Annotated in this window: 18 protein-coding genes; 7 read left to right on the top strand and 11 right to left on the bottom strand. The window is 56.2% G+C overall.

Going from position 1 to position 16,242, the window contains the following annotated elements; genetic code table 11:
• Positions 1-70 precede the first annotated feature (70 nt).
• Positions 71-1,507: a sulfatase-like hydrolase/transferase gene (locus SIB58_RS05050; protein WP_067326625.1), complete on the top strand. Its 1,437-nt coding sequence runs from the start codon at positions 71-73 to the stop codon at positions 1,505-1,507.
• Complete coding sequence (locus SIB58_RS05045) at positions 1,399-2,370, top strand: formylglycine-generating enzyme family protein (RefSeq protein ID WP_082823381.1); 972 nt, start codon at positions 1,399-1,401, stop codon at positions 2,368-2,370. Before SIB58_RS05050 ends, SIB58_RS05045 begins: the two co-directional genes overlap by 109 nt.
• Before the next feature lie 22 nt (positions 2,371-2,392).
• On the opposite strand, the gene SIB58_RS05040 is transcribed toward SIB58_RS05045, so the two are convergent.
• The 4 genes from SIB58_RS05040 to SIB58_RS05025 form a co-directional block, all read right to left on the bottom strand.
• Positions 2,393-3,577, bottom strand: a complete 1,185-nt coding sequence (locus SIB58_RS05040; RefSeq protein ID WP_066909625.1) for a saccharopine dehydrogenase NADP-binding domain-containing protein — start codon at positions 3,575-3,577, stop codon at positions 2,393-2,395.
• 19 nt (positions 3,578-3,596) lie between these two features.
• On the bottom strand, positions 3,597-4,949 hold the full coding sequence (locus SIB58_RS05035) for an MFS transporter (RefSeq protein WP_082823379.1): 1,353 nt from the start codon (positions 4,947-4,949) through the stop codon (positions 3,597-3,599).
• Positions 4,950-5,045: 96 nt separating this feature from the next.
• A complete protein-coding gene (locus SIB58_RS05030; protein WP_066909622.1) occupies positions 5,046-8,153 on the bottom strand; it encodes an efflux RND transporter permease subunit in 3,108 nt (1,035 codons plus the stop codon).
• 47 nt (positions 8,154-8,200) lie between these two features.
• Positions 8,201-8,608: an efflux RND transporter periplasmic adaptor subunit gene (locus tag SIB58_RS05025; protein ID WP_156486696.1), complete on the bottom strand. Its 408-nt coding sequence runs from the start codon at positions 8,606-8,608 to the stop codon at positions 8,201-8,203.
• Between the two features lie 302 nt (positions 8,609-8,910).
• Between SIB58_RS05025 and SIB58_RS05020 the strand changes: the two genes are divergently transcribed.
• The 5 genes from SIB58_RS05020 (at position 8,911) to SIB58_RS05000 (ending at position 11,738) form a co-directional block, all read left to right on the top strand.
• Positions 8,911-9,075, top strand: a complete 165-nt coding sequence (locus SIB58_RS05020) for a DUF3721 domain-containing protein (protein ID WP_156486709.1) — start codon at positions 8,911-8,913, stop codon at positions 9,073-9,075.
• Positions 9,072-9,344, top strand: coding sequence for a fumarate reductase (locus tag SIB58_RS05015; RefSeq protein WP_066909613.1), 273 nt, complete (start codon positions 9,072-9,074; stop codon positions 9,342-9,344). Before SIB58_RS05020 ends, SIB58_RS05015 begins: the two co-directional genes overlap by 4 nt.
• A gap of 167 nt (positions 9,345-9,511) precedes the next feature.
• Positions 9,512-10,360 (top strand): acid phosphatase, encoded by an 849-nt coding sequence (locus SIB58_RS05010; protein WP_066909610.1) that lies wholly within the window; start codon positions 9,512-9,514, stop codon positions 10,358-10,360.
• 167 nt (positions 10,361-10,527) lie between these two features.
• Positions 10,528-11,418 (top strand): alpha/beta hydrolase, encoded by an 891-nt coding sequence (locus SIB58_RS05005; protein WP_066909799.1) that lies wholly within the window; start codon positions 10,528-10,530, stop codon positions 11,416-11,418.
• Between the two features lie 113 nt (positions 11,419-11,531).
• The gene (locus tag SIB58_RS05000; RefSeq protein ID WP_066909607.1) at positions 11,532-11,738 is read left to right on the top strand and encodes a hypothetical protein; all 207 of its coding nucleotides are present in this window, start codon (positions 11,532-11,534) and stop codon (positions 11,736-11,738) included.
• 33 nt (positions 11,739-11,771) lie between these two features.
• Here the strand turns inward: SIB58_RS05000 and SIB58_RS04995 are convergent, their stop codons facing one another.
• The 7 genes from SIB58_RS04995 to SIB58_RS04965 all read right to left on the bottom strand — a co-directional run bounded on the left by SIB58_RS04995 (position 11,772) and on the right by SIB58_RS04965 (position 16,191).
• On the bottom strand, positions 11,772-12,287 hold the full coding sequence (locus tag SIB58_RS04995) for a CAAD domain-containing protein (RefSeq protein ID WP_156486695.1): 516 nt from the start codon (positions 12,285-12,287) through the stop codon (positions 11,772-11,774).
• Between the two features lie 205 nt (positions 12,288-12,492).
• On the bottom strand, positions 12,493-13,248 hold the full coding sequence (locus SIB58_RS04990; RefSeq protein WP_066909601.1) for a ZIP family metal transporter: 756 nt from the start codon (positions 13,246-13,248) through the stop codon (positions 12,493-12,495).
• A gap of 106 nt (positions 13,249-13,354) precedes the next feature.
• Complete coding sequence (locus SIB58_RS04985) at positions 13,355-13,585, bottom strand: hypothetical protein (protein ID WP_066909598.1); 231 nt, start codon at positions 13,583-13,585, stop codon at positions 13,355-13,357.
• Positions 13,585-13,899: a hypothetical protein gene (locus SIB58_RS04980; RefSeq protein WP_066909796.1), complete on the bottom strand. Its 315-nt coding sequence runs from the start codon at positions 13,897-13,899 to the stop codon at positions 13,585-13,587. Before SIB58_RS04980 ends, SIB58_RS04985 begins: the two co-directional genes overlap by 1 nt.
• Positions 13,900-14,058: 159 nt before the next feature.
• A complete protein-coding gene (locus tag SIB58_RS04975; RefSeq protein ID WP_066909595.1) occupies positions 14,059-14,613 on the bottom strand; it encodes a chromate transporter in 555 nt (184 codons plus the stop codon).
• Positions 14,610-15,230: a chromate transporter gene (locus SIB58_RS04970; protein ID WP_231857136.1), complete on the bottom strand. Its 621-nt coding sequence runs from the start codon at positions 15,228-15,230 to the stop codon at positions 14,610-14,612. The genes SIB58_RS04975 and SIB58_RS04970 overlap by 4 nt, the downstream gene beginning before the upstream one ends.
• Positions 15,184-16,191, bottom strand: a complete 1,008-nt coding sequence (locus tag SIB58_RS04965; RefSeq protein ID WP_066909592.1) for a phospholipase D-like domain-containing protein — start codon at positions 16,189-16,191, stop codon at positions 15,184-15,186. Before SIB58_RS04965 ends, SIB58_RS04970 begins: the two co-directional genes overlap by 47 nt.
• Positions 16,192-16,242: the final 51 nt, after the last annotated feature.

Raw genomic sequence — 16,242 nt, 5'->3', positions numbered from 1 at the left:
ATGAGCTTCGCGGCGAGAAGCGAAACAAAGAAACGAGCTATCAGAACAACAAACGCCTCTCTCTCTGAACATGACAGGCACCGTTGGGAACCTTTCCTGGAAGGCCGACACAGATCGGCCAAACATTGTTTTGATGCTCGCCGACAACATCGGCTTCGGTGACCTCGGCTGCTACGGCAGCGGCGGCGATCTGCGCGGGATGCCGACGCCGAATCTCGATGACCTGGCTGAAAAAAGCCTAATGCTCACCCAGTTCTTTGTGGAGCCCGGCTGCACGCCCTCGCGGGCTGGCCTGATGACCGGCCGTTACAGCGTTCGCTCAGGCCTGAACAGCATCATCGTGGGCGGAACTCCCAGCACTCTGCAGGAGGGGGAGTTGACACTCGCCGAAATTTGCAAGGAGAACGGCTACTCCACAGGGATGGTCGGCAAGTGGCATCTGGGAGAGGAGGAGCAGAGCATCCCCACCAGGCAGGGATTTGACTCCTACCGCGTCGGCATTCTGGAAACCACCGATGCCACTCTCTATCCACAGACGATGCGTCGCTCGGGCCTGAGCGAAGATCAGATCGAAGCAGCGCAGTCGCACATCTGGGAGTCGAACGATGACGGCAGCCTGCGCCGCGTTCGCCCCTATGACCTCGCGTATCGCCGTCACGTTGAAGGTGACATCGCCGATGCGGCAACGTCATTCATCAAGGAGAAGTCAGCCGGCGACGATCCTTTCTTTCTCTATGTCGGATGGTCTCATGTGCACTACCCGGAGGGAGCCCACCGCGACTTCGAAAATCGATCCTCATCGGGGCCTTACGGGGACATGCTCATGGAGCACGACCACCGCGTTGGCCAGGTTGTGGCGGCCGTCGAAGCAGCGGGAATCAGAGACAACACGATCATCATCTACCTTTCTGACAATGGACCGGTTCAGAACCAGGTAATCAGCACCGACTTCAAAGGCAGCTCACCGGGCCCCTTCCGGGGCGAAGTAGGCGACGTTCTCGAAGGATCGCTGCGTGTCCCGGGCATGGTGTCATGGCCGGGCAACATTCCTGCTCGCAAAAGCAATGAAATGGTGTCGATCCACGATTTCGTGCCCACCATCGCAGGAATGCTGGGATCCAGCCTTCCCGACGATCGTCCCTACGACGGGGTCAATCAATGGAAGTTCTTCGTTGGTGAAAGCGAACGATCGAGTCGCGATCATCTGATCACCTTCATCGGAGGTGAAATTGCCGCTGTGCGCTGGAAACAGTGGCGCATCTATCCGAAGCAGGTGATCCAGTCTCAGACCAATCCATCTTCCCTGGGAGTCTGTGCCTATCGAGTGGAGGGGATGGGATATCCGTCGGTGTTCCACATCGAGAGGGATCCCAGGGAGGAATTCAACGTGGTCGGAACATGCGCCTGGGTTCTGGGTCCGTACATGAAAATCGTCGGCAACTATCTAACCTCCATCAAGGAGCATCCCAATCCCTCGACCTTCAGCATGACGTCGTTTACCCATTAACAAAACCGAGTGAATTGCAGTTGAACAACGCCAAGACTCAGGGGCTCATTCACGTTCGCGGTGGATCACTTTCAATGGGATCCACCGCTTTTTACATCGAAGAGTCACCGACCGTTGTGGTGAAGGTCGATGATGTGCTGATCCAGTCGAGGCTGGTGACGAACGCAGAGTTCAAGGATTTCGTCGCCGACAGCGGTTACGTCACGACAGCTGAGCGCAAAGATCGCGAAGGTTCCGTGGTGTTCATCGGAACAGAGGGGCCTGTGCCACTCAATGACTGGCGCAAGTGGTGGGCGTGGATTCCCGGTGCGAACTGGTGTCACCCCCATGGCCCCGAATCAAACCTGGATCAGCGGCTGGACCACCCTGTTGTGCATGTGTCCTTGCACGACGCCCGCGCCTATGCGAACTGGGCAGGTCTGGCCCTGCCGCATGAGCCGGAGTGGGAATGGTGCGCACGCGGAGGTCTAGATGGAGCCACCTACACCTGGGGCGAGCAACCGAATCAGGGAGATACGCTGTTCGCCAACACTTGGCAGGGCGACTTTCCGTTTAACAATCAAGGTGCGCATGGATGGAAGGGAACATCGCCTGTCGGGTGCTTCCCAGCCAATGGCTACGGCCTTTTTGACATGGCAGGCAATGTCTGGGAATGGACAGAAAGCGCCTGGCAGGACCATCCGGGAGTGCACTGCTGCTGCTCAGGATCCGAAGCCGGAGGCGACCTGAAAATCATCAAGGGTGGTTCGCACCTCTGCTCGCCTCAGTACTGCCTCCGCTTCCGCCCTGCTGCCCGCTCTCCTCAGGAAGCCAGCGAAAGCACAAGTCACCTCGGCTTCCGCTGCATCTCGCGCAACTGCTGAACGCAACGGTGTTTCTGGTCGCTCAGATCTCCCAGAGCAGAGCCTTCTCACTGACCACTTGGAGGATGTTGTTCCGTGCCTTCGCCTGCAGCTCGGCCGGATACCAGACACCTGCAGGAATGGTCTGCTCAGCGGAAGAGAGGCCTGGGCGTCCGCGCAGCATCTCGATCGCGAATGCTGCTGTGGCCTGACCGACGCAATCTTCGAGATCCGCATGCACGCAACGCAACGTGACCTTGGCGGGCAGACCTGAATCGCAATTACCCTTGCTGACCGCATCAACACGCATGGCATTGGTGGCGCCGACAAGCTTGTCGACCACCCGGATGATCGGCATCGAAAACAGGGCCAGACCCTGCATCGCAGCGCGATTGACGAGCAGATCGCTCGGCAGCAGTTTCATGGCAGCGAAAAGACTGTTCCAGATTCCCGGTGCAGTACCAAAACGCGAAGCGCAGTTGGCAACGGCCAACGCTTCAACGGTGGATGGCACATCCGGATTGTCGAGCAGAAAGCAGGCATGGCTACCCACGCCTGCACCGAAGTCAACCACGCGACGCTCGGTCCATGGCTCTTTGAACGTGAGCCAGCCATTCACATAGTTCAACACCCTGCTGGCCAGAAGCAGAAAGGTGGCACTCACGATGGTGGGCCCAGCACCACCGGTTCCAGCCGTGAAAAAGCTGAACTCCACGCGTTCACAGACCTCCGGGCCGCCAAGCTTTTGCACCGCTTCAGCCGCCATCAGTGCACTGACTCCAGGCCAGATTCCGCAGGACACCACGGCAGGAACCCCTGCCGCCACAGCATCTCCCGAGAGGTCCTTGGCATGTCGACTGAGGCTGAACTCATCACAGACATCGCAATACGGCACCCCTGCATTGATGCAGGCCCGCAGCAGATCAGGTTGCGTTCGCCCCTGGAACGGTCCCGCCGTATGCACAACCAACTTGACCCCACGAACAACGGCGACGAGCGACTCAAGACCAGCCTCGAGATCCACCGGCCTGAAGACGAGCTCCGGGAGATCGAGTCGCTTGCGAACAGCCACAAAATTGGCCCGGCTGCGACCGCCGATGGCAAGCCTGAGAGGCGTGCACTCTGCGTCACGGCGGGAGAGCCGGTTGAGCCAGCGCACTGTTGAGGCTCCGACGCGCCCGTTACCACCGACAACGAGCACATCAACGGTCGATGGCGTCTCCTTCACTGCTGGTACCTGCCTGTTCTCAATGACTCAACAGAAGGCCTTCCTCATCTCGCGGTTTGGTGTCCTGCACAAGAAGACTCAGGCCAGCCGCGGCCAGCATCCCCACCACCACAACGGCATATCCCTGCAGCTCCTGCATGGATGAGGGTCGTGTTCCCGCCGGCAGCCCCCATTGGGAAAACAGACCCACGGTCGGCTGCACAATCACCGGAAAAAACATCACGATGAAATTGAGGAAGGCAAGCGTGATCGCTCGCGTATGACGCTTGGCGGTATCGGCCACCATCACAAAGGCCAGAGCCTGACTTCCCGAGGTGAGCCCCAGAGCGGCCACCAGCACAGCCACAAGGCTGACAGGAAGACGACTTGTGAAACAGAGCAGCAGAGCAAAGCAGGCTGCACTGACGGCACCTGATGTGAACAGGACCTTGCGGCGACCAATGCGATCGGACCAGTGGCCGGCGACCACACCGCCGATAGCGAAGCCGATGAACACCAGGGTGGTGATCAGACTGGCTTGATCATCAGGAAGACCGGCCTCGATACTGAAGAAGGACACACCCCAGAGATCACCGATCACAGAAACCGGCAGATAAACACCCGCGGCGGCGAGCGAAAGAATCCACAGATTGCGAATGTGCAGAATTCTGTTGAGCTGAAACCCCATCGGTTCAGGGCTGTTCGGATCGAAGCCGTCCTCTCGCATCAACTCGATAAACCAGCTCGGTCGTCTCGGTAAATAGAGCCAGATCAAGCAGGCGATGATCATGCCGGCCACGGTGCAGATCAACAGCGGCATCCTCCATCCGAAGTGATCTGAAATCAGCAGCAGGGGAAACTGCGCTGTCGCAGCCCCCAGCGTGCCGATGCCGGTGACCATCCCCGGAACCATGCCGTGACGCTGAGGCGGCAGCCAGATCAGTGAGAGATAGATCACTCCCAGATAGGCCACGGAACTGCCAAGCCCCTGGAAGAACCGTCCCAGACCCATCAGGACAATGTTGTCTGCTGTGGCGAAAAGGAGGCATCCGAGCGCAACAAGCACCGCTGCCGGAGCTGCAACGGCACGAACACCATGGCGATCCAGCAGACGGCCAACAAGCAGCTGCGCAGGCGCATAGGCCAGAAAATACAGACTCATGGAGAAACCGAACACACCTTCACTGGCGCCGGAAACCTTGATCAGCTCAGAGTGCAGCACGCCCGGAGCGACCCGTGCAAAGAACTCGTAGAAGTAGAAGAGCGATGCGATACCGAACAATATCCAGGGCCGCCAACCCTGCCTGGCACGCTTGGCACGCAGATGGCAGGCCTTGAGATTGCGTTGGGCCGCATCATGTGCTGGTCTGCCTCCGGGAGGGCGTGGTGACATATCTATCGACGCAAGAATTGATCAGCGGTGGGACGTCGCTGATGAATGAGCTGCATCCTTTGCTAGCCACGGTTGATCAGGATGACTCCTGAATGTTCAGAGGGTTGCATCAGCAAGAAGCCTGGATCCAAATCGCGCGTACAGGGCCGGAATCACAACCAGCGTGAGCAGGGTCGACGTGATCAAACCACCCAGCACCACGATCGCCAGCGGCTGCAGAATCTCGTTGCCGGCGCCAAAGGCCAGCGCTAAAGGCAACATCCCCAGCGATGAGGTGAGGGCGGTCATCAGGATCGCGTTGAGACGATCAAGAGTGCCGGCACGGATCAACGCCTTCAGGCTCTCACCTCTCTGATGACGTCGGTTGTAGTTGTCAACCAGCAGAAGGCCATTGCGGACTGCCACGCCGAACAGGGTGATGAATCCGATCAGTGATGCCACGGAAAGCACACTGCCACTGAGCAGAACCGCGACAAGACCCCCAACCAGGGCAAGCGGGAGATTAAGCAGAATGGCAACCGTGGCAGGCAGCGAGCGAACAGCCACCACCATCACAGCCGCGATCACTCCAGCAGCAAGCAGGCTGTAAAGCACCAAGGAACGGGTGGCACGCTGTTCAGACTCAAACTGCCCCCCATAGCGCAGGGTATAGCCGGGAGGCAGTTTCACCGACTGCTCTACGCGCCGACGAATGTCATTGACCACAGGCCCCAGGGGGCGACCGGCGACGTTGGCGGATACGACGATTCTTCGGGAGACATCCTCGCGATTGACCTCGTTGGGACCCGTCGTCTGTTCAAAGGTGATGAAATCGCCGAGCGGCTTCAACGCCCCAGATGCGGTTCGGATTGGAAGCTCGCTCAGCGACTGCAGGTCGCCCTGCTGCTCTGCAGGAAGCGTCACAACAAGAGGGGCCGTAGAAACGCCGGAGGATGGCGCTTGGCCAACGGTCGTTCCATGCAGAGCCACCTCAGCGGCCCGCGCCAGTGCGGCGACGCTGACTCCCTCGCGCAGTGCCGCCTCGCGATCGATCCGCAGTTGGACCTGAGGCACCGGCAACTGCGGCTCCAGCTGCAGATCAACCACTCCGGAAACTTCACCAACCGCATCGCGGACCTGCTCGCCAAGATCACGCAGTTCCAGCAGATCGGGGCCGGCGATCTTGATCGCGATAGCACTGCGCACGCCTGACAAAACCTCGTCCATTCGGTGTGAGATGAATCCACCCACGTTGGGTGCCACTCCAGGCAGATCAACAAAAACTGCGCGGATACGAGCGATCGCAGCGGGACGGTCTCGCATCGCCTGATCACTTAATTCCAGATCCACATGGCCGATGTTCACCCCTGCGCCATCGGCATCGCCCGGTGCACGGCCGGCTCTGACCTGCACCCACTCCACATCGTCGCTGGACTGGAGCTGTTGGGAGAGCAGTCGACCCGCTCGGCTGGTCATCTCCAGAGAGACACCGGGGTAGAGCACCATGGAGTTCACCAGTGACTGCTCCCGGAACTCAGGCAGGAAAACCCTGCCCAGACTGGGAAGAATCAACAGGGTTGCAATCACCACAGACACAGCCAGCACAAGCACTCGACGAGGTGACCTCAGGACAAACTCGAGCAGGGGTTGGTAAACAGCCTGTACATGAGATTCCACCCATGACGCGGCAGCCGGCAAGGGAGCACGACTCAGAAGCAAGGCGCAGAGTGCTGGTGACAAGGTGAGCGCAACTGCTGTCGAGGCAACGATCGACAGGACATAGGCGATCCCCATCGGCATGAAAATACGCCCCTCCACGCCACTGAGCGTGAAGATCGGTGCAAACACCACAACGATGATCAAGGTGGAGAACAGCACGGGCTGTCGCACTTCAACGGAGGTTCTGAACACCACATCAAGAGGATTCAACGGCTTGTCCTGAAGCCGGTTGCTGCGCAAACCCCGATAGCAGTTCTCCATATCGACGATGGCATCGTCGACAACGGAACCAATTGCCACCACCAGACCGCCAAGGGTCATCGTGTTGAGCTGGAGGCCGAGCCCGCGCATCAGCAACAGCCCAACCAGCAAGGAAAGAGGAATGGCACTGAGGGCAATCAAGGCCGTTCGCCAGTTCATCAAAAACAGCAGAAGCACCACCGCAACAATCACCACTCCGAGCAGGAGTGATTCACTGACGTTGCGGATGGCGATCTCGATGAACTTCGCCTGACGGAACGTCTGAGTGACCGAAACATCCGCAGGAAGCGACGTCTGAAGCCGACGCATGCTGTCTTCAACAGTGCGCGTCAGCTGAGGCGTATCCACATCAGGCTGTTTGTTGATCATCAACACCACAGCCGGTTGTCCGTTCAGGCTGGCGGCACCGCGGCGCATCGCAGCCCCGGATCTCACCTCTGCGATTGAGCCGAGGGGAATGGCACGACCATCACCAGCACGGACCACGGAACGCCTGATGTCGTCGTCGTTGCTGATGGCATGGTCGCTGAGGATCAGACGCTCCTGACCACCGGAAATCTGCACACCACCGCGACCATTGAACTGAGCGTTGCCTGCTGCTTCTACGACTTCATTCAAGGAGACATCCTGATTCTTCAGAGCCCTGAGATCAAGCTGCAGCTGGGTCTGTGGACTGTCACCCCCATAGATCGTCACCTGTGCCACACCGGGAATAGCCAGCAGCGGATGTTCATAAGTGCGCTGCACGAGGGTGCGAAGTTGCAAGGCCTGCTCGCGGGAGGCGTTCTCCGGAAGCGTGAATGCGTATTGAAGAATCGTTCCCAGAGGAGACAGCAACGGCGAAATTTCAGGAGCTTCCGCCGGTTCAGGCAGCTTCGTCCGCACTTGCTGCAACCGTTCCGACACGGCCGTGCGGGCACGCTCCAAGCTGGCCGAATCACGGAACACCACCTGCACCATCGACAGGCCTGGCTTGGATGCGGATCGAACTAGATCAACCCCTCCCAGTCCATTGACAGCCGCCTCGATCGGCTCAGTGATCTGATGCTCGACCTGCTCGGGCGCCAGACCGGGCGCGATGGTCTGAATCTCAACCTGAGGTGGTGCAAAAGGCGGGAACACATCCAGCGGCATCTGCAAAACATTGATCACGCCGAGGAGACTGATCAGTAAAGAGCTGATCAGCACGAGCCATCTGCGGGTGATCGACCAACGCAGAATGTTGTTCAGCAGATTATTGAACATCAATGAACCGTGGAATCGCTGAAGGTCAGACTGAGAATGAGCCGAATTCAGCGCTTGTTTTTCTGCGATTCAGCGAAGATCGACAATGCACCGGAGACGACAATCTGCTCGTCTGAAGTCACACCGTCGAGAACCACCGTGCGGTCAACGGAAACGGTACCTGGCTTGATCACGACCGGGTCATAAGTGGTTCCGCTGAACACGAAGACATAGGGCTGTCCATTCGCCTTGACGATGGCAACGTTCGGCACACTCAACTGTCCATTGGCCTCGACCTTGGGCTTTTCAGAAACGATCCCGAGCATTTGATCGCGCTTGGGGTTGGCCTTCACCTGGCCAACAGAACCAGTCTGAACAAACTCATCGCCATGACCAGCGTGAGCCATCACTGGAGCCGCGTAGAAGGCACTGATACCGGCCATCGCAGCGATACACGTGAAAGCAAAAGCGCGCATGCACAATTTGTGATTGCCTCCATTGTGGTGAGAATGGTTATCAGCTGCCACCGTTGTGACACCAATTAGACACCTGAATGCTTCGGCGCTGAAGGACTGATGCTCGAGCTGCGACAAAAGACCTCAAAGCGACTTCAACCACAACCAGCGCGCACTCAGCAAAGGCAAGATTGGTTCACTGCCAGTCAGATCCACTCTGCGTGAGGGTCTGAGCCTCCACTCGAATCATGGTTTTTTCAGCTCTTGCGATTGCATGCACAACAGTTGTGGGAATCTCTGGTGTCGCGATATCTGTGGTGGTGATGTCGAACCCTGCACTGGCCCACAGCAAGGGCCTCTACGCAACAGAAGCCGAAGCACGCCAACGCGCTGAAGAGATCGGTTGCAACACAGTTCATAAAAACAACGGTCGTTGGATGCCTTGCGCGGATGAGCGTGAACTGCATCAACAGCTGCGAAAGCAATGAAGCGCGGCCCTGGTCCACAGCGTCAGGCTCGGCGCATTCACCGCTGGCTCGTTCCGATCGCTGCAGCGCCATTACTCATCACAGCGATCAGCGGCTCTCTGTACAGCGTTCTGCTGGAACAAGGAATTGATGCGTTCTGGTTACTCAAGATCCATACCGGCAGGTTCGGCATGCTGAACCTGCAGTCGTTCTATCCTGCGCTGCTGGGAGTTCTCACTGTTGTGATCACAGCCTCAGGAGTCACACTGCTGATCAAGCCACGTGGCTGACAATCCATTGTCGACAAATCTGCCCCATTCCCGTCTCATCTCCTCGGGTCAGATTCAAGGCGTCTGATTCAAGGCGTCTGATCCATTGAGTGCAGACCTCAGGATCGGATTGTTGTTGCTGATCCTGAAGAACTGCTAACCCGTTAACGAACGAACAACAACCATCAATGAGTCGATTCGCGTCCAGCTGCGCTGCTGTGGGATTGATTGCTGGCATCAGCTTTGCAGGCCTGCCGGCGGGAGCACAGACACCGACTTACTGCGAACCGGATATTGGCTCACCAGCGAATCTGAAGACAATCAAGCATGGGCTTCTCGAGGGCTATCTGGCATCCGATTCCGTACCTGACTCCCTGAAACTGCTGCCCCCACACCCCAAACAGGGTTCCCTGGCCTACGACCTCGATGTGGCCACTGCCGAGTCGACCTTTCCGCTCCAGGGAGGTCCACGCTGGGAGGTGGCGGCCATTGATGCCGATCTGAATTTCCCTGAAGCTGCAGCGATTTACTCCTGCACCCTTGGGGTTCCGATCACCAAGGAAGGAACACCAAGGCTGTACACCCTGTTGCGGCGCACCCTGAGCGATGCCGGTCTGGCGACCTACAAGGCCAAAATCAACTATCAACGCCCAAGGCCATTCATGGTCAACGGCAAGCCGATCTGCACCCCGGACCAGGAAACATTGCTCAGAGGTGATGGCTCATACCCCTCCGGTCACACCGCTGCCGGATGGGCATGGGCACTGGTTCTCAGCGAGATCGCACCGGAACGTCGCGATGCAATCCTGACGAGGGGCATCGAGTATGGAAAGAGCCGTTATATCTGCAATGTGCACTGGTTAAGCGATGTGCAGGCAAGCCAGCTGATCGCCTCAGGCACCGTGGCTCAATTGCACAACGATCCGGTCTTCCGCGCTGATCTGAGAGCCGCAAGAGCGGAAGTCCAGGCCATGCGCCGTCAGGGGCTTTCTCCTAACGGAAACTGCGACCTGGAGAGAAGAGCCTTTCAACCCTGAAGTTGGGCGCGACATTGGAACCGATCCGGCCTCTCCAGCCTTGTGGGGCCTTTCGATCCAGAGACGCGGATAGAGAGGTTCGGCAAATCTTTGCAACATCCATCGGGAGTAACCGGCTGCAGAGCAAAGCTGGAACCATCCAATCAGCAGATGACATTGACGTCACCATGAGCCTTCATTCCCGGATCGGCGGTGTCCCCGAAAATCTCCAGATCAACCTGAACGGCCGCGACATTCGCATCACGCTGGAACGTCGTGGTCCGGAGAACGGCGACCTCTGGCTGCTGCTGCCAGCCCTGAGCACAGTTTCGAGCCGAGGCGAGTGGCATGAATTTGCCGATGCCATGGATGAACATTGCCAATTGGTGAGCTTTGATTGGCCAGGATTCGGCGACAGCGAGCGTCCGGCGATTGCTTACGACGCGAACGCACTTCGCCAGGTTTTGCCCGCCATTCTTCGACACCTTGATCGAGCTGACCAGGCCAAGATCAATGTTGTAGCCGCTGGCCACAGTGCTCCCATCGCTCTCGGATTGGCCGAACAATGCTCACGGCACTGGGCGCAGATCGTGGTGGTTGCACCCACGTTCCGTGGTCCGCTTCCAACCATGACAGGCCGATCAGGGAAGAGCTTCAACTGGGTCAGACAGCTGGTGGAGCTGCCACTGGTGGGACCGCTTCTCTATCGACTCAACACCAGTCGACCAATCCTGAAACTGATGCTGCGTCGGCACGTCTGGGTCAATCGCAACCTTTTGACGCCTCAACGTCTGCGTGAACAACAAAACATCAGCCGCCAGCCTGGAGCTCGCTTTGCGAGCGTCGCTTTCGTGAGCGGGGGCCTGGACGCAGCCTCAGACTCGCGCTGGTGGCTGGCACAGACTCAGAAATTGCACTGCCCTCTGCACGTGGTGCTGGCCAACGAAGCACCTCCTCGCTCAAAGCAGGAGATGTTGACGCTGGCAGACAAGGCAGATCGTGTCTCTGACATCGATGGACGGCTGGGATTGCATGAGGAATTCGGTCGCCTGCTGGCACAGACCATCAGCGCCAGCTGAGAAGCAGACAATGGCCGCGATGCCAATGGCGTCAGCACTACTGAGACAAAAGCCTTAAAATCATGTCAAATCTGCACTGACGCAGCACTGGTTCACCCTCTTCAGAAAACGCCATGGCCTCCTTCACCTGGAACGAATCCACCCTTTCCGCAGACTGCGGAACCCTTGAGGACATGGCTGAACGATTCGAAGACACAGCTGCACTGATGAGGCGTCTTGCTCAGACAGGTTTCGCTGTCAAGCAACAAGCAGGCGCCAGGAAAATCATCCATACAAACGACGAGATTTTTAAAAGTTTCGGATTTGTGATCGAGGAGTGATCGGAAGTTCTCAGACTTAGAGATTAAATCAAATCATTCCTGACCGCCCAGTAGGTCTTTCTTCAGTAAAGCTATTCGAGCAAACACTTCTGCTCGTCGATGTTGCAGCAACAAATTCGATGTAATAAACCGCACAACCACGACCAGACCGACCAGTTCGGATACCCCCTGAAACAAACCACCAAAAATCGGTAGATGGTTCATTGAACTCAGGAATGCGGCAACAAAAGACAACAACAAGCCAAGAATGACGGAACCGAAGACAACAAGAAAGATCGGATAAATCTGCTTGAAACCCTGGAGATTCAACTGTTTCAGTGAATCCAGGCCGAGCGAGAGCTGCTGGATGAGGCGAGACACCGACAGTTCATCACCATGATCTTCTGATTGCATCGACGATGGTGCTTCAACAACACTCGCCGGGGACTTGGCAATTTCAGCAGTTTGAACCTCATCACCCCCAGTGGGGTCAGGGGCGAGATTCAGTTCAGATGCATCAACAGGCTCCTTGAATGGCAAGTCACCACTGTTGCCAGCACTATCACCCACCTGCACACCTCAGAAATGAAGTTGCCAATATGAGGCAGATAAACAGGCACACAACAATAAATTCAGCAAACAAAAACTCTCACAACAAATCTCATCAAGGCCAAACGATTGAAACACAATACTCAACAATTATCGCAACAAATATCCATCCTGCTGGCCCGTGCTGGCGCGCTGTGCAACATCAAGCAACTGTAGATGGCGATATTCAGGTCCAGATCGCCACAACTGCCATCACTGCGAAGCCTCCAACTGCAGCGATGAACTCACGCTGGTTGCAGCAGCGGTTGATCATGGGCGAGGAAGCCAGTCCATGCAAAGTGCCGAAAAACAGAAATGTTCCTGCTGCTGCGGCGCCGATCGATGCCTCAACCAAAGGATGGGCATCAGAAGCCGTACTCAGCGCCTGGCCAACAAGCGCGCCGAAAGGGAACATCACGACGAACACCAGGAATAGCCTCCAGGCGGAACGCTTTGAAAACTCGGAGCGACCTAGTTCCAGGCCGAGCGCAAAACTGGCAGAGCCTTTATGGGCCAGCACAGCGATGAAGATCACCACCGTTAACGCCACTGAGGACGACACCCCAAAGGCGGCACCCATCAGCAGGGAGTGAATCGACAACATCGCAACAGCAGTAAGCGGCAGAAACCTGCTGTTACCAGACGGGGAACCCATCCCGTGATTCGCCAGATGTTCAACCCACAGAAGCAGGAGCATCACGGATCCACAGATCACCATCGCAAACGGATAGTTGATGTGAGCCGCGTCGAACGCCGACTGTGAATCACCGAGCATGTGAATCAAACCGGCACCCAAAAAGATTCCAGCTGCAAAGGCTTCACCAAACCCAAGAGCAGGCAGAGATCGATCAGAACGCATGGCCATCACAGCCGGCCGACCTGTGGCAAGAGAGATGATCACCACAACAGCAACCATCACCAACTTCAGAACTTGATCCGACATCCCCGCAACACGAACGCGGCAAATCAACCCGAAAGCTAAGAATGATTCTCATTGCAGGCCAGTGTGTGAACCGCAACTGGTTAAGGAGTCAACCGGCGAGCCGCGGTTACTCCGTGAACGACGCCGTGTGGAAATTCCAGCTGTCACCATCCTCCAGCCAAAGCTCCCAGCTCATCGCCGTTCCATCACGGAGATGCAACCGACCGCCAAAACCAGCGGGAGAAGGTTGGTAGAGATCAGCGAGCTCGATAACAGCTTCACCATCCCTGGTAAGCAGCAGTTCAACAGGCCGACCGATTCGTTGAGACAGGTCCTGACGCAGCTCGTCAACGGTCATCAGTCAGGAACACTGAAATCAAGCACCAGGTCACCGAGATCTTCACGGCTGATCGTGAAGGCAAAGCCATCAACCTTGCCGCTCCAGACCCCGATCGCAGCATCGGCGGCCGTGCCCTCAAGCTGCTCAACCTTGTGATCAAAGAGAACGGAGAAACAGTGAGCCGCCACACGGGCAGCCTGATCCTCATCCATCTCATCAAGCTCATGCGCCTGCACAGTGCATCCTTCAAGCAGTTCGGCATCAATCACATTGCCGCCGCCGACGTCGGCGACGAGAGCCTGCAGTCCGGCAAGTTCGCTGTTGTCTGTCATGTCGTCATTGTCCACGGAGGACAGGCATTAACAATGAAGTGCAACAGGGTTATAGCCATCAGATGAGTTGAATATCGGCCTAAGAAGAGCCTCCTGCAATGCGCACGGCAGCAGAAACGATTGATCAGACACGGGAACGGAGAGATCCGTTCGACCAGTTCAACGCACAAACCCCAGCACACCAGCAAGGCCACAGATCCCAATAAACACAAGCGGTGAAATCTTTGTCTTCAAAACGAAGAAGCAGACCATGAAAGACAGTCCATAGGCGATCAAGCTGTGGTTGGCTGTTTTGAGGATGGTGACGCTCACTGAGAACAGAATGCCAAGCGTTACCGGCCCAAGACCGCGTTCAAAAGCCATCCGCCACGGGGAGTCGCGCCAGCGGTTCCAGTAGACGGAAGCAATCAGCATGACCACTGTGGAGGGCAGCAAAATGGCGATCTCTGCGGAGTATCCCGTGATCAGGGCCCAGACCGGTCCGTGCTTCCAGCCCGCTCCGAGACCGAGAAGACCCACAAACATGGAACTCGGCCCTGGCGATGCCTCCGCCAGACCATAAAGATCAGAGAATTGACGGTTTGTCAGCCAGCCGAAGGTCTCAACCGCTTCATGGTGGTAAGCCTGCAGGAGAGTGTTGCCACCACCAATGGAAAACAACGAGAGCTTCAGAAAGGTGAGCACCACCTGCAACCAGGTTTGAATCGCAGTCATCGCTTTTGCCCTCGAGGCCAGTACAAACTCATCGAAATCGCACCTGCCACCAGAACCACTGGAATCAGGGGGAGCCTGAACCCCTGAAGACAGACAAAAACAATGACCGCAATGGCTAGGGCAAGATGATCTTTTTTATAGACATCCAATATCTTGAATCCCATGGACAGTGCCATCCCTGCAGCTGCAGCGGCCAGACCAGCAAGAAGACGATTGACTTCAGAAATTGCACTGACCTGGAAGTAGATCAGACCCAACAGCATCAACAACGTAAAAGGTAGAAGAATGATTCCAGCCGTAGCCGCCAGCGATCCAGGAACACCTTTGAAAATTGAGCCGATATACACCGACATATTGATCTGATTCGGGCCTGGGAAAAGACGTGCAACCGTCAATCCCGTGACAAACGCTTCAGACGTCATCCAATGACGTCGCTCAACGATGATCCTGTGACTCCAAAGAGACATTCCTCCACCAAAAGCAGAGAAAGCAACTTGCATCATGCACACAAAAAGCTCATGCAGATCCGGGTTGGCAGCTGCATCTGACTGCAACCCGGTACCAGTATTTTCACTCATGAATAAAATTCGGATCCGGTGACAATTCTCCGTGATCATGCAAGGAAGGATCAAGAGGATCCGGAGCTAAATAGTCCTTGGCTTCATGCCAATCAGACTCAAACTTTTCACAACACCGTGCAATCACCTCTGGAGCATCGGTCTCCATCCCCAACTCGCGACGAATATCGAAAGCGCTTCTATCAATATTCATGGAACCAATCACCGCCGCTTTCTTATCAACAATGATCATCTTGGTGTGCAGCTTTAGATGTTTCTGACGACGAATTTTGACCCCAAACCGCGACATCACACGCAGATTTCCAAACGTGTCGTAGATATCCCAGTCGGAAATCCCGTGCTTACCACCACACAACAGGCGAACCTTGACACCCTTGACACAGGCTTCAACAATCCGATCGAGGATGACAGCATCCACAAACTTCGGATGCTGAATCCATAAATGAGTTGTCGAAGAGTCAATCAGTTTCGCCAGTTGCCCGCGACTATGCAGATTGCTCCAGACGAGACCGACCGTGAGATCAGGCTTAAATTCAAGGTTATTCCAATCAGCCTCAAAACCAGCAATCACTTGCTTGACCGCATCTTGATTATAAGTCACAAGCCCATGATCTCTGGTCAGAGTAAAATATTTTTCAGCCAGATTAAATGTGGCAACCAACGCACATTCATTGTCAATACAAATTGATTTTTCATGCGTTACGGGGAAGGATTCACTCGTCCAACGCACATCGACACCTGATTTCTTAAACAGCTCAAAAGCCTCGTCGTTCCATCGATCACCCCCAGATGTATGAGGGTTCAACATGATCTGAACTTTGACCCCACGTTCATGGGCATCCTGGATGGCCTTGATCACCGCAGGAGCCTGCAGTTTGAATTGCTTGATACGCAGGCTCTTTTTCGCCGACGCCAGCAAATCAAGAACCGCTTGCTCTCCATCATCAGGCATCACCAGCAGACGTTGTTGATGACCAAGACTTGTGACTCCAGTAGCCATATCGCCTTCCCGTTAAACCCTTCAGTATTGACTCTTGCAAACTAGCCAGAA

The sequence above is a fragment of the Synechococcus sp. MIT S9504 genome, assembly GCF_047497135.1.
Classification (GTDB): domain Bacteria; phylum Cyanobacteriota; class Cyanobacteriia; order PCC-6307; family Cyanobiaceae; genus Synechococcus_C.
The sequence above is the reverse complement of the archived record's forward strand: the minus strand, read 5'-3'. Positions and strand labels throughout refer to the sequence as shown.